Origin of the sequence: Luteibacter sp., assembly GCF_036500425.1 — a bacterium.
Taxonomy (GTDB): Bacteria; Pseudomonadota; Gammaproteobacteria; order Xanthomonadales; family Rhodanobacteraceae; genus Luteibacter.
Window position 1 is genome coordinate 46,973 of sequence record NZ_DASYCB010000043.1, and the last position, 20,544, is coordinate 67,516.

The window sequence follows — 20,544 nt, forward strand, 5'->3', positions numbered from 1 at the left end:
CGTCTTGCTGCACCTATTAGATCGTGTTAAACCGGGTATCCAGCCACATGGGGGGTGCGGTGCCAGCGATGGACGTGATCGGATGGCTACATGGCCAGGTGCTTGATTTCTTCGGGCTCGGCCCGCTGCTTGAGCTGATCGCCAAAGGCGACTACGGCGCACTGCTGACGGTGGATGGGTTCGGCGCCGCGCTTGGTCCGATCCTTCCCCTCCTGCTTGTCTTCGAGTTGCTGCGTAGCGTCGCCCAGAAAACCTTCCGCCGCGAGCACTACCAGGTGCCCCTCCTGGTCATGGTGCTCAACCGGTTCATCGGCAGCTTCATCACCATTGCGGTGGTCGGGCTATGCATCGGCCTGTTCCAGCGCTTCGCGCTCTTCCAGGCAGGCCTGACGTGGTACGGCGTGCTGTACGGCTATGTCGCCTGGGAGCTTTCCCATTTCGTCTATCACTTCTTCGCGCACAAGGTGCGGATCCTGTGGTGCCTGCATTCCACGCACCACGCCCCCGTGGCGATGAACATGAGCGTGAACTACTCGCACATTTTCCTGGAGGCGGCGTACGCCGACTTCGTGCGCACCAGCATCTGCATGGTGCTTGGCGTGAGCCCGCCGCTACTCGTGCTGATCATGATCATCGATGGCTTCTGGGGCAGTTTCATCCACGTTGGCGAAGGCGTGCTGAAGAACGGTAGGCTCGGCGCGCTGAACAGCATCATCCTCACCCCCTCGCACCACCGCGTGCACCACGCGCGCAACGTGGTGTACATGGACACCAATTTCTGCAACCTGCTGCCGATCTGGGATCGTGTGTTCGGCACGTACATCGAAGAACGTGATGACGTGACGATCGAATACGGCATTACTCGCCCGATGAAACCGTACAGCGTGACCGATGCATACCTGGGTGAGTTCTACCTGCTCGGCAAGGATGTATGGCACGCACCCGGCCTGCGCAATAAGTTCATGTATCTCGTGATGCCGCCAGGCTGGAGCCACGACGGACAGCACAAGACGGCGAAAGTCGCCAAACAGGAGCTGGCGGCGATGGAGCCGCATCGGCCGCCCCCGTCGCAAACCGTTCAAGGAGTTCGTTCATGAAGGCATTCGCATGCCTCGTCGTTGCCAGCCTGCTCGCCACGCCCATGGCATCCCATGCGGCGCACGTCGATCTCGCGCTGGGCAAGGCCGTCACCGGGTCGCCCATCTGCAAACCGGGCGAGGAAGCGGTGAAGGCGGTGAACGGCAAGCTGGCCAGCAAGACGCAGGATAAGTTCTGCACGAAGGAGGCCCCGAGCTGGCTTCGCATCGACCTCGGGAAGGTGGAGCAGGTGTCGGGCTTCACGATCAAACATGCCGGTGCAGGCGACGAGCCCGCAGAGATGAACACACGGGCGTTCACCGTGCGCGTGTCATCGGACGGCAAGGACTGGACGTCTGTGGTCGAGGTGACGGCGAATACCGCGAGTGTCACCGAGCACCGCATTGCGCCCGTGAAGGCCCGCTACGTGGAGCTCGACGTGACGAAGCCAACGCAGACCGATGATCCCGCCACGCGGATCTATGAAGTGGAAGTCTGGTAGCTGCACGAATCACGTCACATGACCAGCGGTTCCCTGACGTTGTTCCATCGTTACGAAGGCGTCCTGCGGGATGCCGCGCTGGATTTTCCTGCGCATCAGCCTTTGCCGGATGTGTTGCGGATGGTGGCCGACGCGAAGTATGCGGTGTATTACGCGCCCTTCGACTATCTGAACGCAGCAGCCCCGCTCGTGCTGGTCGGGCTCTCGCCTGGCCGCTATCAGGCACTCGTGGCGCTGGAGACTGCGCGAGCCGAACTATTGGCCGGCCACGGTGCGGATACTGCGGCCGCCGCGGCCAAGAGCGCTGCCAGCTGGTCCGGTCCGATCCGCAGCCACCTCGTGCGCATGCTGGATTTTCTCGGCGTCGCCGAACGACTCGGCATCGCATCAACAGCAGAGCTGTGGACCACGCGGACGGATCTCGTGCAGTTCTCCGCGACGCTCCGCTATCCCGTTTTCGCCGGTGGGAAGAACTACAACGGCGGCGGCGTCGCGAGAAGCGCGTTGCTGCTTGACCAGATCGACACCTACTTTGCCACGGAGTGCGCCGCGCTGGCGCATGCGCTGTTCATCCCACTTGGCGCCACGGCGCAGTTCGCCTGCGATCGCATGGTCGCCAGCGGCCGGCTTGACGCTGACCGGATCGTGGCGGGGCTTCCACACCCTTCCGGCGCCAATGCCGAGCGTGTCGCTTACTTCCTCAGGCAGAAGCCGCGCGAGGCCTTGTCGGCCGTGACACGGCCCGAGCCGCTCGATGCCGCTCGCGAAGCGGCGCTACGCCATATCGCCCGCTGGCGGCCCTGACGGGATCAAGCCGGTGCCAGGGGCAGCCGCACGCGAAAGCACGCCCCGCCATGCTCGGCATCGGTCACGTCGATGCTCCCGCTGTGGCGCTCCACGACCTGTCGTGCCAGGTGGAGGCCCAAGCCCGTGCCGTTGCTGCTGGGGCGGGTGCGATAGAAGGGTTCGAAGATCCGGTCGCGTTCTTCAGGCGGTACGCCACCACCGTGGTCGCTCACCGTCAGGTGCCCGTCGGCGTTGACCGCCACGCTGATCGTACCTTGACCCTCGGCGTGCACCATGGCGTTCTGCACGAGGTTCATGATCACGCGCGATAGTGAGAGCGCGTCGCCGTGGATCCATACCGGATTTTTCGGCGCATCGAACTCGATGTCGTTACCCGATTCCAGGGTCAGTGGCGCGATATCCGCGACCGCTGATGAAGTGACCGCGACAAGGTCGAGGCGCTGCAGGGCCGCCGCATCGCCGTTAAAACGCTGCAGGTCGAGCAGCTGTTCAGCGATGTTCCAAAGACGCGCGGTGTCGCCGAGCAAGCGCGTGCGTTCCGGGCTGGGGTCCATCGCGTCAATGCGTGCGCGGAGAATCGCGATCGGCGCGCGCAGTTCGTGTGCCGCGCTGGCGAGAAATCGATCGCGCACATCGTAGCCTTCACTGACGCGACTAAGCGCTGCATTGAACCCGCGCACCAGCGGCTGGATCTCATGCGGCACGATCTGGTCGGCGAGCCGTGCGCCGCGCTTCTCCACGTCAATCGCATCGGCATGGCGGGCAACTTCGCGTACGCTCTTCATGGACCGGCGCACGATGATCGGGACGATGATCAGCGTCGCCAGCACGGTTGGCAGCAGCAGGCGCCAGGTAAGGTAATCCGCGACCATGGTGGCGAGGCCGCCGGCGCTGGCGGTCGCGGCGCCGCCGACCATGAAATGCACCCTGCGGAACTTCCATTCCACGAGGCGGGTTGCGGCGGTATCTGTATACGGTGCGCTGGAGCCGTGGATATCGGACGTGGCGAGGTGCGGCAGGCGGTCGATCAGGGGCGCCAGGCTGGCCGGCGGCGTGCCGTGCATGTAGCTGTGGCCCGCCTCATCACGAGCCACGATCCACAGGTCGGGATGCTTGTTAAGGGCCTTGCGCAGGTACTCCGTTGGCGCGAGCGCGATGCCGCCGTCGGACGCGGGCACCAGTGAAGCCTGTACTTCATCCACCAGGTTCGGCTCCACGTACGACACGCTATCGTGGTGAATCTGGTAGCCCAGGACCAGGAAGCCCGCCATCATGATCAGGCCTTGCGGTAGCACGATACGCAGCGTGAGCTGCCAAGCCAGTGATCTACCGCGCCTTGCCATGCACCTTGCTCCGTAACAGGTAACCGACGCCGCGGATGACGTGGATATCGACATCCGCGCCGGCATCCTCGAGTGAGCGGCGCAGCTTCGAAATGTGGGCGTCCAGTGCGTTCGACTGGATCTCGTCGTCGAAGTCGTACACCGCTTCGAGCAGGTCGTTGCGCGACACCGTGCGGCCGTGGCGCAGGCATAGCGCCTCGAGGACGAGCAGTTGCCGCCGCGGCAGGCGCAGGGGTGTCGAGCCGACGGCGGCCTCGTGTGCGCCGAAGTCGAACGACAGGTTCGCTACCGTCGCGCGGGGGACATCGCGCGGGGATTGCCGGCGAGAGACCGCGCGGATCCGTGCGAGCAGTTCTTCCACGGCGAACGGTTTTACCAGGTAATCGTCGGCACCGAGGTCGAGCCCGGCCACGCGATCGGCCAACGAGCCCCGCGCGGTCAACACGATGACCGGGACGCCCGGCAGGCATTCGCGAGCCCTGCGGATGAGGGAGACCCCATCGCCGTCGGGTAACTGGCGATCCAGGATGACCAGGTCGTGCACACATTGCCGCACGGCCTCGCTTCCCTGGAGCAGGGTGGGGGCCACATCGATCACCAGCCCATGCCGCTCGAGCGCGGTGCGCAGGGCATCCGCCAGCTCGGTTTCGTCTTCAACCAGGAGTATCCGCATTGCCCACCCACGCCCAATGGCAGGTAAATCCTACCTCGGGGGGCTCCCCGTGGCGGCAATGTTCTGGCAATGTGGCGGCCCAGACCATGCAGGCTCCCCCATAGGGCGTTCCCTCCCGCCATGCATTACGGAATTGTTCGACGGATCGTCACGCTGGCCGAGCTCATCGAGCCCGACCGCGCCCAGGTATGGACCTGGTTCTTCGAAACCCACATCCACGCGTTGGGCGGCCGCCCCGTGGAACTGGCCTTCCATGGCCGGGGCCAGGAAGTGGTGGATTTCCTCCACGAGCTTCTCGCCCGGACCAAGGGCGCTGGCAACGTAACCCCTTTCCCCCGTCGGCCTAAGCGGCAGGTGGGGTTGCAGCCGAATGGTGAGTTATTTATTGACTCTGGCGCAGCGGTAGTCGCCGTGCCCGGCCGCTAAGAGGCCTCGTAAATAGCCAAATTTACCCTGCAGGGTATATTTGACATTTATACCCTACAGGGGATAGTTTCGACTTATACCCTTCAAGGTATATGCCGATGACCCCGCAATCCATCACGATCGCCAGCCAGCTCGCAGCGGCCCTGCGGGAACGCCGTTCCCGCTTGGGGCTCACCCAGGCCCAGGCGGGGGCAAATGTAGGTCTTCTTCCAAAGACTATTTCGGCGCTAGAGTCCGCTCCCGAAAAAAGCACGATCGATTCGCTGCTCAAGCTCCTGGCGGCACTAGATCTCCAGCTCGTGCTTGAGCCGCGTGAATCGCACGACTCCGGGTCGGAGTGGTGACCGGTGGCACGTAGCCGGACCCGTCGACAACTCGCCATCTGGATGAACGGTCAGCCGGTCGGCGACTGGACGCTGGAGAGCGACGGGACCCAGGCGCTCAGGTATCGCGACAGCTGGCGACAATCCGAATTATCCCGCCCGCTGTCGTTGTCGCTCCCATTTACACGCGAGAACACGCTCCGCGGGCCAGTCGTCGAATCCTTCTTCGACAACCTGCTTCCTGATAGTCGGTTGATCCGGCAGCGGATCCAGACCCGATACCGCGCCGCTTCCGGGCGCGCCTTTGATCTGCTCGCTGAAATCGGGCGGGATTGCGTGGGCGCCGTGCAACTCATGCCCGATGACGAAGCCCCCGATGGCTTTGACCGGATAGAGGGCGAGTTGCTTTCCGATGGCGGTGTAGAGGCCATCCTTCGCGACGTCGCTGTCGTCGATCAGGGAGGTGAAGCGGGCGACTTTCGCATATCGCTTGCGGGCGCTCAGGAGAAGACGGCGCTGCTTCGCCACGAAAACCGCTGGTACCTTCCGCACGGATCGACACCCACGACGCACATTTTCAAATTGCCGATGGGTCGCGTCGGGCCGTTTCAGGCGGACTTCGCTACATCCTGCGAAAACGAGTGGCTCAGCGCACAAATCGCCGCCGCCTTAGGACTGAACGTTGCTACATGTGAACTGGGGTTCTTCGGCCATCAGAAGGCGTTGATCGTTGAGCGGTTCGACCGCCAGATGGCCGGCGACCAGTCCCATTGGCTCCGTCTACCGCAGGAAGACATGTGCCAGGCCTTGGGAATACCTCCATCACTCAAGTATGAAGCCGATGGTGGTCCGGGCATTCGCGACATCATGCGTTTGCTCGTAGGCTCGACGAATCCGGCGATGGACCGGGATGCCTTTTTCCGAACCCAGGTCGTCTTCTGGATGCTTTGCGCGCCCGACGGGCACGCAAAGAACTTCAGTCTTTCCCTTGGCCGGACCGGTCGCTTTCACCTGACGCCGATCTACGATGTCCTATCGGCTTACCCTGTCATGGGGAAGGGGGCGGGAAAGTGGGCCCCCGAAAAAGTAAAAATGGCGATGGCGGCGATAGGGTCCAACCGGCACTACCTGTGGAAGCGCATTCTTCCCCGGCATTGGCTATCTACCGCGCATGCGTGCGGCCTTGGCGAAGAGCGCGCGCGATCCATTATCCACGACCTTGTCGCCATGACGGATCACGCATTGAACGATGTATCGCACAGCATCCCAAAGGATTTTCCCCATCAGGTGCATGAGCCCATCATGGAAGGCGTGCGTACTGCATCAAGGCTTCTTCGAACTGGGATCTGATGCGGCGCGTGCTTTGCTTAATGCGCTACGCCCACGATGACCCCGGCATCCAGCCACTCAGCTAGCCATTGCCCCGCGCGCTGGATCCCGGCCTCTTCACCGAGCAGGCCGACCAGGGTGTCGCATAGCGCGCCAAAACCTCCGTCTTGCGCCAGGGACTGCAGGGCCGTGACTTCAATGGCGTCGGCCCGGCGCAGCCGCGAGACATGGTCGCGGCGCCAGATGACCAGGCCCGCGGCAGCGGGAAGCATCTCGCTTTCCACGCCGCTGACTTCGTCTCGCAATGCCATCCACGCGTCATCCGCGTTGGTCACCGCGTGGCGTACGCGAACGCTGGGCGCGAGCACGAGCTGCGCGGTATCCCAGTCGACCCCTGCAAGGGCTTCGGGCGGCATCGCTACCGCATTTGCCGCCACGAACGCCTCGCTGAGCATCCATTCAATCCATGCAAGTTCATCCAGATCCGGGTTATGCGGATACAGCGAGCGCAAGGTGTCGGCGAAGTCGGCGCCGTAGTGGTCGAGCGTCCAGCCGCGTGGCGGCTTCCCATCGATGTGGGTAACGGCCGCCACGCGGAAGGCTTCCTCGCCAATGAAGCGACGCAGCAGTGGGTAGCTCACTTCGAGGCAGCCCATGAGCTGCACCCGGTAGTTGTTCTGGTAGACGTTCAAGCCGGCGGAGGCGGTAGCGCCAAACGCGGCGGCATCCGCTTCATCACCGGTCACCAGCCAATCGCGGAAGCGTGATTGCAACGCGGCGAGGTTCATGCCGCCTCCCGACGCAAATCTTCGTGCCGGCCGATCGTACGAGCCAGATCCAGTTCGGCGAGAAGCTCCGGCAGGGGCGGGATCGAATCGTCGCGCTCGATCATCGTGGCGACATCGCCGAGCAGGGAACGCGCGGTGGCGTACAGCGACCATACGTCGTCGCATACAGGTTGGTCGTGGGTATCGATCAGGAGACCCGGGCCTTCGGTATGACCCGCCAGGTGAATCTGGCGGACGTGCGCGGCCGGGATACCACAAAGAAACGCATGCGCATCGAAGCCGTGGTTATGCGCGCTGACATAGACGTTGTTCACATCGAGTAGCAGGCCGCAGCCCGTACGCTTCGCCATGCCACCCATAAATTCCCACTCAGCCATCTCGGCACCTTCAAACGCCACGTAGCTCGATGGGTTCTCGAACAGCATGGGCCGCCCTAGCGCTTCCTGGGCCATGTCGATGTTGCGGCAGACCATCTCGAGCGCTTCGGTCGTATACGGCACAGGCAGGAGGTCGTAAGAGGAGAAGCCGGCGACGCGCGACCAGCTAAGGTGGTCCGAAACAAACAAGGGCTCGATCTCATCCGCAAGGGCACGCAGGCGGCGTAGGTAGGCGCGATCCAGTCCATCCGACGAGCCAATCGACATCGACACACCGTGCATCGCGACGGGATGCTTCTCGCGGATGCGCCGCAGGATGTCACGCGGCTGGCCACCATCGACCATGAAATTTTCGGAGATTACCTCGACGAAATCGACAGGAACGTTGCCCCCGAGGAAGTCACGGTAGTGCTCCTTGCGCAGGCCAAGGCCGTAGCCAGAGAAGGTGGGAAGAGACGTGGACACTACAAAGCTCCTGTAGGAGCGCGCTTGCGCGCGATGGGGTTGCGGTAACCTGGGATCGCGCGCAAGCGCGCTCCTACATGGGGCTCGTTACTGCGGCTCGGTCAGGGTGCCGCCGGCGGCCTTGCATTCGCTGGGCAGCTTCACGACCACGCCCTGGCCCTTGCAGGTGTTCAGGCCCTTGCAGTCGTTCTTCGCAGTAGCGCAAAGGCTGGTGCCCTTGCAGGTGTTCACGCCGTAGCAGCGTGAGAGCTCTTCCTTGGCGGCGGCGGGTTTGTCGGCGGCATGCACCGGCGAGGCGAACTGGGCGATGGCAATGGCGACCAGGGCGGCGGCGCCGGCGAAGGTCGAGCGGGAACGGGTAACGGTAGCGATGGTGTTCATGGGGTCTTTCCTTCTGGGTAGGTGGGTTGCTTACTTCGCGTCGCGGGCGGCTTCTTCGATGACGGCCGCGACCTTCTCCGGCTGCGAGATATAGGTGACGTGGCTGCCCTCGATTTCGGTCACGTGGGCATGGGCGCGCTTGTACATCCAGCGCTGGAGATCAGGGCTGAGCGCATGGTCCTGGGTGCTGACGACGGCCCAGACCGGCTTGGTGTGCCATGCCGCGTTCGGCAGGGTCGCGTTGAACGCCGCCTTGGCGGCAGGTACCTGCGAGGCCGCCATGAAGTCGGTGCGGTTCTTGGTCAGGTCGCCGGCGAAATCCGTGCCGAACTTCGCCTCGCTGAAGAACAGGTGGTCATCGCGGGTGGCTTCGATGTCGTTGCTCGGTGCAGGCATTGAGCCAACCAGCTGCGAGACGCTTTCACCGACCTCCGGCACGAGTGCCGAGACGTAGACCAGCGCGGCGACCTTGTCGCGGGCACCGGCCTGGGTGATCACGGCGCCGCCATAGCTGTGGCCGACGAGTACGACGGGGCCATCCTGCTTACGGATCTGCTCGCGGGTCTGGTCGACATCATCGGCCAGCGTTTCGATGCGTGGCTGGACCACGCTCACGTGGTAGCCCTTGTGGATCAGGATGTCGTGGACGACACGCCAGCCGGAGCCATCGACGAAGGCGCCTGGCACGATCACGATGTTCTTGATGCCGGTCGGCGTGGGAGTCGCGGCATCGGCGGCGAAGGCGGTTGAACCGGTGCCGAGGGCGAGCGCGGTCAGCGCGAAAAGAATGCTCTTACGCATGTGGGTAAGCCTGCGGTGGTGGGTTGGGGTGGATCAGCGGCGCGGTGGAAAGAGGAAGTGGTCGAGCGACCAGCTGCCACCGCCGCGGGCGACGAGGGGGAGCAACAGCCCCGCCCAGGAAAGGTGCGTGGGCCACGCATCGGGGTAGACGAATACCTCGATCACCGTGGTCATCGCGAGGAGCGAAAGAGCGGAGAAGCGGGTGAACAGACCGAGCACCAGCAGCACGGGAAACAGGTGTTCCGCGTAGGTAGCGAGATGCGCGGCAGCGTTCGAGGGGATCAGCGGAAGGGCGTACTCCGAAGCGAACAGGTCGTAGGTGGAGTCCTTGAGGGTGAGAAACCCTTCGACCTTGGTGCGTCCAGACTGGAAGAACACCGCTGCGATCCCAAGGCGCGCTACGAGGAGCAGCGCACGTTCCGGGATCACCCGCGACAGCAAGCCTGTCGCCGCGGGTGCCTTGCGGACAGCGGGGACGAAGGCACTCACGCCTTCGCCTCAAGGGTGCCGGCGCCCTTCGGGGTCTTGATCGTGACGCAGGTGCCCTTGTCGACGAGCTTCCAGGCATTGCCCTGGTAGTCGGTCTTCGAGGTACCGGCGCAACTCGTGCCAGCGCCGGCGGCGCAATCGTTCTGGCCGGCCTTCGCCACGCCGTAGCATTTTTCCATCGGCTTCTTGGCTTCATCGGCGTGTGCGGCGCCAGCGATCGCGGCGAGACCGAGGGCGAGGGTGGCGGCGAGGGTGCTGTACTTGCGGTTCATGGTGGGCTTCCTTACGGTTTTGGGATCGGTAGAGGGATCAGACGAGGTTGATTTCGACGTCGATGTTTCCGCGGGTCGCCTTTGAGTAAGGGCAGGTGCGGTGCGCGGCCTCGACGAGGGCCTGGGCGGTGTCGGCGTCGATACCCGGCAGGCTCACGTTGAGGCGGGCCTGCAGGAAGTAGCCGCCCTCGCCGGTACCAAGATCGACTTCCGCATTCACGGCAGTGTCCTGAGGCAGCCGGATCTTGCTTTCAGCGGCAGCTTTGCCCATGGCGCCGATGAAGCAGGCCGACCAGCCGGCAGCGAACAGCTGCTCGGGGTTCGTGCCGCCACCATGGTCGCCTGGCGGGGTGAGCTTGATGTCCAGGGCGCCATCGGCGCTGCTGGCGTGGCCTTCGCGGCCGCCGGTGGTGCGGGTCTTGCCGGTGTACAGAACGGTATCGATCTGGCTCATGGTCGTGTCCTTGTGCAGTGGGTGGCTGGTCTCAGCCGGTGATGCACATGAAAACGTCCGGGCGTATCCGGCTTGTGTCGCGATCCGGGTCAAAACGCATCGCAATGTGTCCTGCGACGGCCTGGATACGTTTCGATACAAAGCGGGGCGGTTTGTACGTTTCGATACAAAAGCCGGCCTTGGGGGACATCCCCGGGACAAACGGCGGGCCTTTAATGCAAGCCATACCCACCCGCACCGAGGTCACCATGAACGCCTTTTTCCGAGTCCTTACCGTGTTCGCGCTAGGCGTCGGCCTGGCCACCGCCTGGCCGGGACTTTCCGCGCTTGCTCGCGATGGCGGCGCATCGCCGGCGGCCACGGCCACCGCGCCGGACTTCACTGGCATCGATCACTGGTTCAACTCGCCACCGCTGCATATGCAGGATCTGCGCGGCAAGGTGGTATTGGTGGAGTTCTGGACGAACGAATGCATCAACTGCGTACACGTGCTGCCGCACACCAAGGAGCTGTATGACAAGTACGCAAAGGATGGGCTTGTCGTCGTCGGCGTCCATACGCCGGAGTACGACGAAGAGCGCGACCCGGCGACGGTCAAGGCGGCGATCAACCGCTTCGGTATCGACTGGCCCGTGGCCATCGACAACCAGAACGCCACCTGGAACGCATGGAACAACCAGTTCTGGCCGGCGCTCTATCTGGTCGACCCGCAGGGCCACGTTGTGTACCAGCACTTTGGCGAGGGAAACTACGACACGACGGAAGCGAAGGTGCGTCAGCTGCTTGGCAAGGGCTGAGGTAAGGCGAAAACCCAGTTCTGAACGATAACGGCAACGGCATGGAACACATCGATCACATCCTCGTCGTCGACGACGACCACGGCATCCGCACGGGCGTCGTCGATTACCTCCGCAAGAACGGCTTGCGCGCCACGTCGGCCGCGGAAGGTCGCGAGATGTTCGCCCAGCTGGATGCCTCCGCGTTCGACCTGGTGGTGCTCGACATCATGATGCCGGGCGAGGACGGGCTGGCCTTGTGCCGCACGCTGCGTGCGGGCAAGCACAAGGCCATTCCCGTGTTGCTGCTTACCGCACGCGATGACGAAACCGACCGCATCGTCGGCCTCGAAATGGGCGCGGACGATTACCTCACCAAGCCGTTCTCGCCGCGCGAGCTGTTGGCGCGGATCAAGGCGGTCATCCGGCGTACTCGCATGCTGCCGCCGAACCTGCGCATCACCGAAGCCACCGAGATACTTGCGTTTGGCCAGTGGCGCCTCGATACCACGGCACGCCATCTTCTCGATGAAGAGGGTACGGTGATCTCATTGAGCGGCGCTGAATACCGCTTGCTTCGCGTCTTCCTTGACCATCCGCAGCGCGTGCTCACCCGCGACCAGCTGCTCAACCTGACCCAGGGCCGCGACGCGGAACTGTTCGATCGAAGCATCGACCTCCAGGTGAGTCGCCTTCGGCAACGCCTGCAGGATGATGCGAAGGAGCAGGCGTACATCAAGACCGTGCGCAGCGAAGGTTATGTGTTCAGCATGCCGGTAACGGTCGGCGAGGGTGGCGCATGACACGCGGTACCGTTGCGTGGTTGCCGCGGAGCATGGCTTCGCGGCTTTCGCTGATCCTGTTTTCCGGCCTGTTGCTGGCGCACGGGCTTTCGTTCGGCCTGTTGGCTTACGAGCGCTACCAGAGTGCCACGACCGTGATGCTCAACACGCTCGAGCACGAGGTGGGCACCTCGGTGGCGATCCTTGATCGCCTGCCGGCCGCCGAGCGCGCGCGCTGGCTGCCGCGCCTGGCACGCGACAATTACCATTTCATCCTGGGCCCCGGTGAAACGGGTAAGCCGCTAGCCACCGAGCGCTCGCGGGATGTCACCGAGCGGATCACCCGCGAGGTCGGCACCGGTTATGCGGTACGCGCGCAGACGGTGTCCATGAAGCCAGAACGCTACCAGGTGCACCTGACCCTGGGCGATGGCTCGCCGCTTACGCTCGAAGTGAACCCGCACCCGCCGGCTATGGCGGACTGGCTGCCGTTCGTTTTCATCCTGCAGATGATCGTCCTGCTCGCCTGCACCTGGCTGGCCGTGCGCTTTGCGACGCGCCCGCTGGCGCAGCTCGCGCGGGCGGCAGAGGCCATGTCGCCTACAGCAGATCCGCGCCATCTGCCTGACGACGGTCCGACGGAAGTGGCGCAGGCCGCCGTGGCATTCAACGCAATGCAGGATCGCATCGGCCTTTACCTGAAGGAGCGGCTGCACATCCTGGCTTCCATCTCGCACGATTTGCAGACGCCGATCACGCGCATGCGGCTGCGTGTCGAATCCCTCGACGAGGCGCCGGAGCACGAGCGCTTGTTGGGTGATCTTGCAGAGATGGAGCATCTGGTACGTGAAGGCGTGGCGTATGCGCGCAGCGCGCACGGAGGCGACGAAGCCCCGGTGAAGATGGACCCGGCGGCGTTCATCGAAAGCCTCGTGTTCGATTACCAGGACGTCGGGCGGCCGGTTTCACTCAGCGAGATGACGAAGGGCGTGGCGATGGTGCGGCCGCGTGCGTTACGCCGCGTGCTGACCAACCTGATCGATAACGCCATCAAGTACGGTGGCGGCGCCGAGGTGGCGAGCTGTCGTTCGACCGAGGGCGTCCTGTCGATCACGGTCGCGGATCGTGGCCCGGGTATCCCAGAGTCCGAGCTGGACAACGTGATGCAGCCCTTCCACCGCCTGGAAGGTTCACGCAGCCGGGATACCGGCGGCGCCGGTCTCGGCCTGGCGATCGCGGTGCAGTTGATACGCTCGATCGGCGGCGACCTCCGCCTGGCTAATCGCGAGGGCGGTGGGTTGATCGCGCGAGTTACGTTGCCCTGAGGCACGTCCATCGCGCGCAAGCGCGCTCCTACAGGGGTGTGCGGCGCTGCTGTAGGAGCGCGCGCGCGCGATCCCCGGTTACCCAAACGCCTCACGGTATGCGTACAACCCCGGCGTACCTCCCGTCAGCACAAACAACACATCCTCACCATCCTTCACCGCCCCACTGCGCAGATCCTGCAACAGGCCAGCAAACGCCTTGCCCGTATAAACAGGATCGAGCAACACGCCCTCCTGCGATGCCATCATCCGCACTGCATCGACCATCGCTTCGGTCGTCACGCCGTAGCCTTCGCCCAGTTGCGTACCATCCACCTCGATGTCCTCGATCGTGAGTGCCGTTTCGATGCCTAGCAACCCGAGCGCCGCGTTCGCGAGATCACGCGTGGTCTCGCGCGCTTTGCCGGCAGGCGCCAGCACGGCGTAGCCCCGGACGGTCCGGGGGTCACGCCCCATGCCCGCAAACCCGGCGACCAGCCCGGCATGCGTGCCGGAGCTGCCATTCGGCACGATGACCCGATCGAATCGTGCACCGCGCGCGTCCTCCTGCACGGCTATTTCGCGCGCACAGTGGGCATAGCCCAGCACGCCAACCGGCGTCGAGCCGCCCACAGGGATGACCCGTACCTTGCGTCCCTGGGCACGCAGTACCTCGGCGCGAGCATTCGCATGCTCCAGTGAATTCTCGCCCCTGGGCAGCAGGATCGGCCGCACACCAAAAAGATCATCCAGCAGCACGTTGCCGTTCTTTTCATAGTCGGCGCCATCGCGCGGGACCATGCGACCGAGGATCAGCTCGCAGGGGATGCCGAGGTGTGCGCAGGCCGCGGCCGTTAACCGGGCATGGTTCGATTGCACGCCACCGACACTGATGACCGTATCGATACCCTCCGCAAGCGCCGCACCGAGGTGGAACTCGAGCTTGCGCAGCTTATTGCCACCCCCGCCCAGTGACATAAGGTCATCGCGCTTCGCATGCAGGCGTATGTTCCGAGTCGCCAGACCGAACGCCTGCTCGATTCGGGCCAGCCGATGGATCGGCGTCGGTCCATCCAATAGCTCTACGCGCGGCAGCGCATCGAGCCCCGAAAGTGCTTCGATCGTCATGGGAGGGCGGCCATCATCAAAACCCCGATTGTACGCCCGTAAAAGGAAACGCCCCGGCGTAGGCCGGGGCGTCGTCGGGGTGCTACGCGTGCAAGCCGGTTACAACCTCGGCCCGCGGCGCAGCCCGCCAAACAGAAGCGACAGGATAAAGAGGATCAGGAAGACGACGAACAGGATCTTGGCGATGCTGGCGGCGCCGGCAGCGATGCCGCCGAAGCCGAAGATCGCGGCCACGATCGCGACGATGAAAAAGACGACGGCCCAATAAAGCATGTGGGTTCTCCTAGGGTAACGGTGGATGCGGGAAACGGATCGCTGCCAAGCCCGAACGGCATCCGCCGCGTCAGGTCGGATGCCATTCGAGCATCGTGGTCCTCAAGGAGTCGTCTTCACGCGGTGAGGTATGGACTCACCGCATTTTGGCAAGGTGCTCACGTAGCCGTGCGGTGGCTGAATGGGGCCGTAGGTTTACGTAGGAGCTGGGTGCGGCGCCCCGGTCGCGCGCATGCGCGCTCCTACAGGGTGTTTAACCTTGCGCAGGCCTTAATGGTGGCATCGTTGTCGGGGAAGCAGCACTCGATGCGTATCTCTTCCAGCGTCACGTCGCGCGGGGTGGCGAAGCTGGTGATCGTGGAGAAGAAGCGGAATTCGTCGGGACCCCGGCGTAGTACGGTGGTGAGCAGCGGCGCGGGCGCATCATCGAGATCGCGATGGCGCCAGCGGGCCGGCACGCCGGGGTAGGCTAGCGCCTCGTCGAGCAACGCGGCCAGGGTATCGTCGGAAGGGTTTGCAGCGACCGCTTCGTGCAGGTGGCGGATAAGGTCACCCGCGACCTCCTCCCAGTTCGCCACGGCAGGCCGCAGGTCGTCCGGATCGAAGATCTGCCGAAGCATGTTCCGGTGCTTCACGCCCTTGCCACCCATGACCACCCCGGTGACCCGGCGCGCCGCCTCGTTGGCGTGGAGGATGTCCCAATGGCGATTGAGCACGAACGCGGGGTAGGGCTCCTGCTGGCGGAGCATGAGATCGATGGCCCGGTTCACCGAGGACAATGCCGGCATGACCAGCGCTGTCTCGCTGTAACGGGGCGCAAAACCCGCAGCCACGAGCAAGGAGTTCCGTTCGCGCAGGGGGAGCTCAAGGGTGTCGGCGAGGCGGGCGACCATGTCACGGCTGGGCCGTGCCTTCCCTGTCTCGACGTAGCTCAGGTGACGCGCGGAAACGCCGGCATCCAGGGCAAGACCGAGCTGGCTCACGCGACGGGTCGTGCGCCAGGACTTCAACAGGGGACCGAACGCGGGTGTCTGCATGCGCCGACGGTAGCGTGTCCCGGTGCCGGCGGCCATAACCTGCCAGGTCATGGCGGCATGACCTCAGCCGGCGTTGCGGGGAATGGGCCAGGAGAGGATCGTTGCCCCACCTTCCCCGCTGGAACCCTGGCCATGACCGCTTCCCGATTCCGAGATCTGCACCGCGCTGGCACGCTACTGGTCCTTCCCAATGCATGGGACGCCGGCAGCGCCGCGGCCATCCAGCACGCAGGCGCACCGGCGGTGGCGACGACCAGTGCCGGTGTCGCCTGGGCCTGCGGCTGGCCCGATGGTGACAAGCTGCCTGCCAGCGAGCTGCTCGCGTCCGTCACACGCATGATCTCGGTGCTGTCCGTGCCGCTCAGCGCAGATATCGAAGAAGGCTGCTCGAACGACCCGGACGAGGTCGGCCGTTTCGTGGCATCCCTGGTCAAGGCTGGCGTATCCGGGATCAACATCGAAGACGCAGGTCGCGATCCTGCCGAGCTCACGGCGAAGATCCGTGCGATTCGCGCCGCGCTTGGTGACCGTGACCTCTACATCAACGCGCGCACCGACATTTACCTGCGCGGGATCGCCACGGGTGATGAGGCGGTGGGTGAGGTGGTGCGCCGTGCCGGCTTGTTCCGTGAAGCGGGCGCGGATGGGTTGTTTGCGCCGGGCATCGCGAACATCGACGAGGTCCGCCGTGTAGCGAAAGCGCTGGGCGATATGCCGTTGAACGTGATGCTGGTGCCGGGGCTGCCTTCGCATGAGGCGCTGTACGAGGCCGGGGCGCGGCGGTTGAGCGCAGGCATCGCGTTGGCGTTGGATGCGTACGCTGCCACGGCGAAGGGCGCGGCGGGGTTCATGGGGAAGGCAGAGCCCGAAGGGTTGAGCTATCCGCTTCTGAACCGGTTGCTGGCGCGCACTGACGCCTGATCGCGCGCAAGCACGCTCCTACACAAGACCTGCGCAGGTCCTGTGTAGGAGCGTGCTTGCACGCGATGGAGGGTGCTGTATCGCAAAGGAAGTCCCCGAGCCCACACAAAAAAAGGCGCGGCAAACGCCGCGCCCTTTGCATCGCCGCGAGGCGCTGGCTTACTTCTTCTTGATGTCGAACGCGGTGTCGCCGGCCGGCTTGCCGTTCAGCGAGACCGCGAGCTTGTACTTGCCTTCCGGCCACTCGTTCGGATTCTGGATCTTGAACGTCGTGACGGCCGGGCCATCGGTGCTGATCGACTGGCTGAGGTCGCTCACGGTGGTGGTGGCGTCGCCATCCTGGTAGGTCCACTTCGCGTTCAGCGTGGCGCCGGCGGTGGTCCCGTCGGTCGCGACCGAGGCGTAGATGGTCTTTTCGTTCGGTGCGAACGTGGTCTTGGCCTTCGCCACCTTCTTGTCGGCGCCAACGGCGCTGCCGAGGGTGACCGTGCCGACCGTCAGCGTCTCGCTGGCGGCGACCGGGGCCGGGGCAGCGGCCGGAGCAGCCGGGGCGGCAGCAGCGGCTGCCGTGGTGGTGGCCGGGGCCGGCGCGGCGACCGGCGCGGTGCTCGCCGCAGCCGGGGTGGCAGCCGTCGAGGCAGCGGCGGGGGCGTTGGTCTGCTCTTCCTTCTTGCCGCAAGCGGTGAGGACCAGGAGGCCGGCGAGGGTGGCCGTGGCGAGGACAGGCGTGCGGAAGGAAAGCTTCATGTCTGGATTCCGGAAATAGAACAGGTCAATGCATGGTCGGGTCGAAGGAAATCCCTCGGCCGCGGCAGGTTACAGGCTATACAACTAAAGGCAAGACCAATGAAGAGTGCATGAATGCACGGTTCATCATTGGCGCGCGCCGCGCGGATTCGCCGGCTCGGCGGCCGCATCCGTGCTGCGGAACGGGTTGATGTCCAGCCCACCACGGCGGGTATAGCGGGCATACACGGCCAGCTCGCGCGGCGCGCAGCGCTCGCGCAGGTCCATGAAAATCCGCTCGACGCACTGCTCGTGGAATTCCGTGTGGCGGCGGAACGAGACGAGGTAGCGGAGCAGCCCGGCACGGTCGATGGGGGCGCCCGTGTAGCTGATCTGCACGCTGCCCCAGTCCGGCTGCCCGGTCACCGGGCAATTCGAACGCAGCAGGTGCGAGACCAGCACTTCGCGCGCCTCGCCCGCGTGGGTGCCGAGGAAATCGGGTTGCGGCGGGCCGTAGCTGTCGAAGGCCAGCTCCTGGTCGTCCAGCAGCACACCCTCCGGCTCGTGCAGCGGCACGCCATTGAGCTCCTCGGGGGCATGCAGCAGCACGCCCACCGGGCCGCCGGAAGCGGCGGAAAGGTCGCGTACCAGGGTGTCGCGCAGGGCGTCGCGACGGGCGATGGTCTCTTGGGCAAACCCGTTCAGGTATAGCTTGAACGACTTGGATTCGATGATGTTGGGGGTGGTCGCCGGGAAGCGGAACTCCGCCACCGCGACCATGGGCTTGCCGCGCGAATCCAGCCAGCTCAGCTCATAGCCGTTCCAGATATCCACGCCGTGGAAAGGCAGCGCATCGCCAGCCACGCCGATCTCGTCGCGCTTGGCCTGGCGGGGAATGGGGAAGAGCAGGCTCACGTCGTAGCGGTCGGCGTACGGCGTGGCCTTGCCCAGCGGCGAGTGGTCGGGGGATGACATGGCGGTTTGCCGGGTAGGACAAACCGCCATTATACGGCCGCGGCTCAGGCGTTGACGGAGCCCATCATGTTCGTCGCATACCGGTCTCCCACCGCTGAATCCGGGGGGAACACCGCGTCGATCTCGGCCAGCTCGCTGGCGCTGAGGCTCACCGCCATGGCGCCGGCGTTCTCCTCGAGGTACTTCACCCGCTTGGTGCCGGGAATGGGCAGGATGTCCTCGCCACGGGCCAGTACCCAGGCCAGGGCGAGCTGGCCGGGCGTGCAGCCCTTGTCGGCCGCGAACTTTTTCACCTGCTCGACGAGCGTCAGGTTCTTCGTGAAGTTCTCGCCGGCGAAGCGCGGGTTGAAGCGGCGGTAGTCGTCCTCGGCGAAATCCGCCGGCGTCGTGATCGCGCCCGTGAGGAAGCCGCGGCCCAGTGGGCTATAGGCAACGAAGGCGATGCCGTGCTCGCGGCAGGCGGCGAGCGTGCCGGTGGTTTCCGGGTCGCGCGTCCACAGCGAGTACTCGCTCTGCAGCGCGGCGATCGGGTGGACCTTCGCGGCCCGGCCGATGCTTTCCGCCGAGGCTTCGGAGAGGCCGAGATGACGCACCTTGCCTTCTTTCACCAGTTCGGCCATGGCACCTACCGTTTCTTCGATCGGCACCGTGCGGTCGACACGATGCTGGTAATACAGGTCGATGTAGTCGGTCTTCAGGCGGCGCAAGCTGCCTTCGACGGACTGGCGCACGTAGTCAGGGCGGCCACTGACGCCACGCTTCGCCGGATCGTTGGGGTCGCGCACGATGCCGAACTTGGTCGCGAGGAAGACCTTGTCGCGGCGTCCCTCTAGCACGCGGCCGATCAGCTCTTCATTCGTGTGCGGGCCGTACGCATCGGAGGTGTCCCAAAAGGTGATGCCGAGCTCCAGCGCGCGTTCCAGCGTGGCGACGTTCTGCTGCTCATCGCCGGGGCCGTAAAACTCGCTCATGCCCATGCAGCCGAGCCCTTGGGCGGATACGTCGGGACCGTGTGCACCGAGTTTGCGGGTGATCATGCGTGTTTCCTCCGGGGAGTGGGGGTGGCGTCGACGTTGCTCTCCGCCGCGTTGCCTGCGACCGGAGCGGGCGTGCCATCGGCACCATAAATCGAGCGGTACAACGCGATCTTCTCGTCGAGTCGCGTGATAGTTTCGGTGAGCGTCACGAGTTCGCCGCGCAGGTGCATGGCATGGCGCTCCAGCAGGTCGCCGCGCCCGATGATGCTCTCGGGCGTTTCCCCGAGGCGGCGCAGGCGGACGTATTCCTGGATATCGCGCATGGGCATGCCCGTGCCGCGCAGGCGCAGTACGAACTGGATCAGGCGCATTTCGGGATCGCCGTAGATGCGCTGGCCGCTGCGGCGGGGCACCGGATCGATCAAGCCGATCTGCTCGTAATAACGCAGGGTATAGGTGGTGAGGCCGGTGGCGAGGGCCGCCTCGGCAATCGTCAGGGATGTGGGCATAAGGAGAGCGTACGTCTTAGAGTGCGCTCTAAGTCAACACTTCTTTGCGTTACGACGAAATGACACCGCAAGCCATCGAGCGCTTGCGCGCGATGGCTCCAGCCGCAACCTCCCATCGCGCGCAAGCGCGCTCCTACAAGTCAGCCCTGGGCGGGCAGCGATTCCACCAGCGTGGGTTTGTGATTTTCGTCCAGCGCGATCATCACGAAGGTGCCGCGGGTGCAGAGTTCGCGCTCACCGGTGATCAGGTCTTCGGTGTACATGGCCACGTCCACGTTCATGGAGGTGCGGCCGACCGACATGACGATAGCGATCAGCTCGACCATCTGGCCCTTGCGTACCGGCACGTGGAAATCGACCTGCTCCGAGCGGGCGGTGACGACGATCTTGCGGGAGTAACGCGAGGCGGCCAGGAAGGCGGCCTTATCCATCCAGGCCAGCGCCTGGCCGCCGAACAGCGTACCGAGGTGGTTGGTGTGGTCGGGGAAGACGATCTCGAGGACACGGGCCTCGGTCGGGCGGGCGATGGGGAGCATGGTGGTGTTGGACTTGGTCATGATCCACCCATTTTACTGCACTGCAACATTTCCTGCCTCAGACCTGTAGGAGCGCGCTTGCGCGCGATGGGG

27 protein-coding genes are annotated in these 20,544 nt (G+C 64.6%); 10 read left to right on the plus strand and 17 right to left on the minus strand.

The genetic code is table 11. The features are described from left to right. The first annotated feature begins 68 nt into the window (after window positions 1–68). The 3 genes from VGN46_RS10360 to VGN46_RS10370 are packed head-to-tail and all read left to right on the plus strand — an operon-like array spanning window position 69 to window position 2,383. A complete protein-coding gene (locus VGN46_RS10360) occupies window positions 69–1,097 on the plus strand; it encodes a sterol desaturase family protein (protein ID WP_331643404.1) in 1,029 nt (342 codons plus the stop codon). After that, a complete protein-coding gene (locus tag VGN46_RS10365; RefSeq protein WP_331643406.1) occupies window positions 1,094–1,579 on the plus strand; it encodes a discoidin domain-containing protein in 486 nt (161 codons plus the stop codon). Before VGN46_RS10360 ends, VGN46_RS10365 begins: the two co-directional genes overlap by 4 nt. Before the next feature lie 18 nt (window positions 1,580–1,597). After that, a complete protein-coding gene (locus VGN46_RS10370) occupies window positions 1,598–2,383 on the plus strand; it encodes a hypothetical protein (protein WP_331643408.1) in 786 nt (261 codons plus the stop codon). Window positions 2,384–2,388: 5 nt separating this feature from the next. Here VGN46_RS10370 and VGN46_RS10375 read toward each other — a convergent pair whose 3' ends face one another. Further along, window positions 2,389–3,729, minus strand: coding sequence for a HAMP domain-containing sensor histidine kinase (locus tag VGN46_RS10375; protein ID WP_331643411.1), 1,341 nt, complete (start codon window positions 3,727–3,729; stop codon window positions 2,389–2,391). After that, window positions 3,713–4,402, minus strand: a complete 690-nt coding sequence (locus VGN46_RS10380) for a response regulator transcription factor (protein ID WP_331643413.1) — start codon at window positions 4,400–4,402, stop codon at window positions 3,713–3,715. The genes VGN46_RS10375 and VGN46_RS10380 overlap by 17 nt, the downstream gene beginning before the upstream one ends. Window positions 4,403–4,522: 120 nt before the next feature. On the opposite strand from VGN46_RS10380, the gene VGN46_RS10385 reads away from it, so the two are divergent. The 3 genes from VGN46_RS10385 (at window position 4,523) to VGN46_RS10395 (ending at window position 6,501) form a co-directional block, all read left to right on the plus strand. Next, complete coding sequence (locus VGN46_RS10385) at window positions 4,523–4,828, plus strand: hypothetical protein (protein WP_331643415.1); 306 nt, start codon at window positions 4,523–4,525, stop codon at window positions 4,826–4,828. Window positions 4,829–4,926: 98 nt separating this feature from the next. Next, the gene (locus tag VGN46_RS10390) at window positions 4,927–5,172 is read left to right on the plus strand and encodes a helix-turn-helix domain-containing protein (protein WP_331643417.1); all 246 of its coding nucleotides are present in this window, start codon (window positions 4,927–4,929) and stop codon (window positions 5,170–5,172) included. A 3-nt stretch (window positions 5,173–5,175) separates the two neighbouring features. After that, the gene (locus VGN46_RS10395) at window positions 5,176–6,501 is read left to right on the plus strand and encodes a type II toxin-antitoxin system HipA family toxin (RefSeq protein WP_331643419.1); all 1,326 of its coding nucleotides are present in this window, start codon (window positions 5,176–5,178) and stop codon (window positions 6,499–6,501) included. 17 nt (window positions 6,502–6,518) lie between these two features. Here the strand turns inward: VGN46_RS10395 and VGN46_RS10400 are convergent, their stop codons facing one another. From VGN46_RS10400 to VGN46_RS10430, 7 genes are all read right to left on the minus strand, one after another. Next, window positions 6,519–7,268: a DNA-binding domain-containing protein gene (locus tag VGN46_RS10400; protein ID WP_331643421.1), complete on the minus strand. Its 750-nt coding sequence runs from the start codon at window positions 7,266–7,268 to the stop codon at window positions 6,519–6,521. Continuing rightward, window positions 7,265–8,110 carry a DUF692 domain-containing protein gene (locus tag VGN46_RS10405; protein WP_331643423.1) on the minus strand — a complete coding sequence of 282 codons (846 nt, stop codon included), beginning with the start codon at window positions 8,108–8,110 and terminating at the stop codon, window positions 7,265–7,267. The genes VGN46_RS10400 and VGN46_RS10405 overlap by 4 nt, the downstream gene beginning before the upstream one ends. An 87-nt stretch (window positions 8,111–8,197) precedes the next feature. Then, entirely contained in the window at window positions 8,198–8,491 is a 294-nt protein-coding gene (locus tag VGN46_RS10410; protein ID WP_331643425.1) for a hypothetical protein, read from the minus strand. Window positions 8,492–8,521: 30 nt separating this feature from the next. Beyond that, window positions 8,522–9,292 carry an alpha/beta hydrolase gene (locus VGN46_RS10415; protein ID WP_331643427.1) on the minus strand — a complete coding sequence of 257 codons (771 nt, stop codon included), beginning with the start codon at window positions 9,290–9,292 and terminating at the stop codon, window positions 8,522–8,524. Between the two features lie 33 nt (window positions 9,293–9,325). Then, entirely contained in the window at window positions 9,326–9,781 is a 456-nt protein-coding gene (locus VGN46_RS10420; protein WP_331643429.1) for a DoxX family protein, read from the minus strand. Continuing rightward, entirely contained in the window at window positions 9,778–10,053 is a 276-nt protein-coding gene (locus VGN46_RS10425; protein ID WP_331643431.1) for a DUF2282 domain-containing protein, read from the minus strand. Before VGN46_RS10425 ends, VGN46_RS10420 begins: the two co-directional genes overlap by 4 nt. Window positions 10,054–10,090: 37 nt before the next feature. Then, window positions 10,091–10,507, minus strand: coding sequence for an organic hydroperoxide resistance protein (locus VGN46_RS10430; protein WP_331643433.1), 417 nt, complete (start codon window positions 10,505–10,507; stop codon window positions 10,091–10,093). 248 nt (window positions 10,508–10,755) lie between these two features. On the opposite strand from VGN46_RS10430, the gene VGN46_RS10435 reads away from it, so the two are divergent. Genes VGN46_RS10435 through VGN46_RS10445 form a run of 3 tightly spaced genes read left to right on the plus strand, consistent with a single transcriptional unit; the run spans window position 10,756 to window position 13,390 of the window. After that, entirely contained in the window at window positions 10,756–11,304 is a 549-nt protein-coding gene (locus VGN46_RS10435) for a redoxin domain-containing protein (protein WP_331643435.1), read from the plus strand. Between the two features lie 41 nt (window positions 11,305–11,345). Then, window positions 11,346–12,086, plus strand: a complete 741-nt coding sequence (locus tag VGN46_RS10440) for a response regulator (protein ID WP_331643437.1) — start codon at window positions 11,346–11,348, stop codon at window positions 12,084–12,086. Then, window positions 12,083–13,390, plus strand: a complete 1,308-nt coding sequence (locus VGN46_RS10445; RefSeq protein ID WP_331643439.1) for an ATP-binding protein — start codon at window positions 12,083–12,085, stop codon at window positions 13,388–13,390. The genes VGN46_RS10440 and VGN46_RS10445 overlap by 4 nt, the downstream gene beginning before the upstream one ends. A gap of 78 nt (window positions 13,391–13,468) precedes the next feature. On the opposite strand, the gene VGN46_RS10450 is transcribed toward VGN46_RS10445, so the two are convergent. The 3 genes from VGN46_RS10450 to VGN46_RS10460 all read right to left on the minus strand — a co-directional run bounded on the left by VGN46_RS10450 (window position 13,469) and on the right by VGN46_RS10460 (window position 15,858). Continuing rightward, window positions 13,469–14,497, minus strand: coding sequence for a D-cysteine desulfhydrase family protein (locus tag VGN46_RS10450; protein ID WP_331643441.1), 1,029 nt, complete (start codon window positions 14,495–14,497; stop codon window positions 13,469–13,471). A gap of 99 nt (window positions 14,498–14,596) precedes the next feature. Next, entirely contained in the window at window positions 14,597–14,770 is a 174-nt protein-coding gene (locus tag VGN46_RS10455) for a DUF1328 family protein (protein WP_045831119.1), read from the minus strand. A 242-nt stretch (window positions 14,771–15,012) separates the two neighbouring features. Further along, complete coding sequence (locus VGN46_RS10460; RefSeq protein WP_331643445.1) at window positions 15,013–15,858, minus strand: helix-turn-helix transcriptional regulator; 846 nt, start codon at window positions 15,856–15,858, stop codon at window positions 15,013–15,015. Between the two features lie 81 nt (window positions 15,859–15,939). On the opposite strand from VGN46_RS10460, the gene VGN46_RS10465 reads away from it, so the two are divergent. Next, window positions 15,940–16,728 carry an isocitrate lyase/phosphoenolpyruvate mutase family protein gene (locus VGN46_RS10465; RefSeq protein WP_331643447.1) on the plus strand — a complete coding sequence of 263 codons (789 nt, stop codon included), beginning with the start codon at window positions 15,940–15,942 and terminating at the stop codon, window positions 16,726–16,728. A 159-nt stretch (window positions 16,729–16,887) separates the two neighbouring features. Here the strand turns inward: VGN46_RS10465 and VGN46_RS10470 are convergent, their stop codons facing one another. From VGN46_RS10470 to VGN46_RS10490, 5 genes are all read right to left on the minus strand, one after another. Then, window positions 16,888–17,475 (minus strand): hypothetical protein, encoded by a 588-nt coding sequence (locus VGN46_RS10470; RefSeq protein WP_331643449.1) that lies wholly within the window; start codon window positions 17,473–17,475, stop codon window positions 16,888–16,890. A 126-nt stretch (window positions 17,476–17,601) separates the two neighbouring features. Next, on the minus strand, window positions 17,602–18,429 hold the full coding sequence (gene queF, locus VGN46_RS10475; RefSeq protein ID WP_331643452.1) for an NADPH-dependent 7-cyano-7-deazaguanine reductase QueF: 828 nt from the start codon (window positions 18,427–18,429) through the stop codon (window positions 17,602–17,604). A 44-nt stretch (window positions 18,430–18,473) separates the two neighbouring features. Then, window positions 18,474–19,466, minus strand: coding sequence for an aldo/keto reductase (locus VGN46_RS10480; RefSeq protein WP_331643455.1), 993 nt, complete (start codon window positions 19,464–19,466; stop codon window positions 18,474–18,476). Then, entirely contained in the window at window positions 19,463–19,915 is a 453-nt protein-coding gene (locus VGN46_RS10485; protein ID WP_331643457.1) for a MerR family transcriptional regulator, read from the minus strand. The genes VGN46_RS10480 and VGN46_RS10485 overlap by 4 nt, the downstream gene beginning before the upstream one ends. A 140-nt stretch (window positions 19,916–20,055) precedes the next feature. Continuing rightward, entirely contained in the window at window positions 20,056–20,472 is a 417-nt protein-coding gene (locus VGN46_RS10490) for an acyl-CoA thioesterase (RefSeq protein ID WP_331643459.1), read from the minus strand. Window positions 20,473–20,544: the final 72 nt, after the last annotated feature.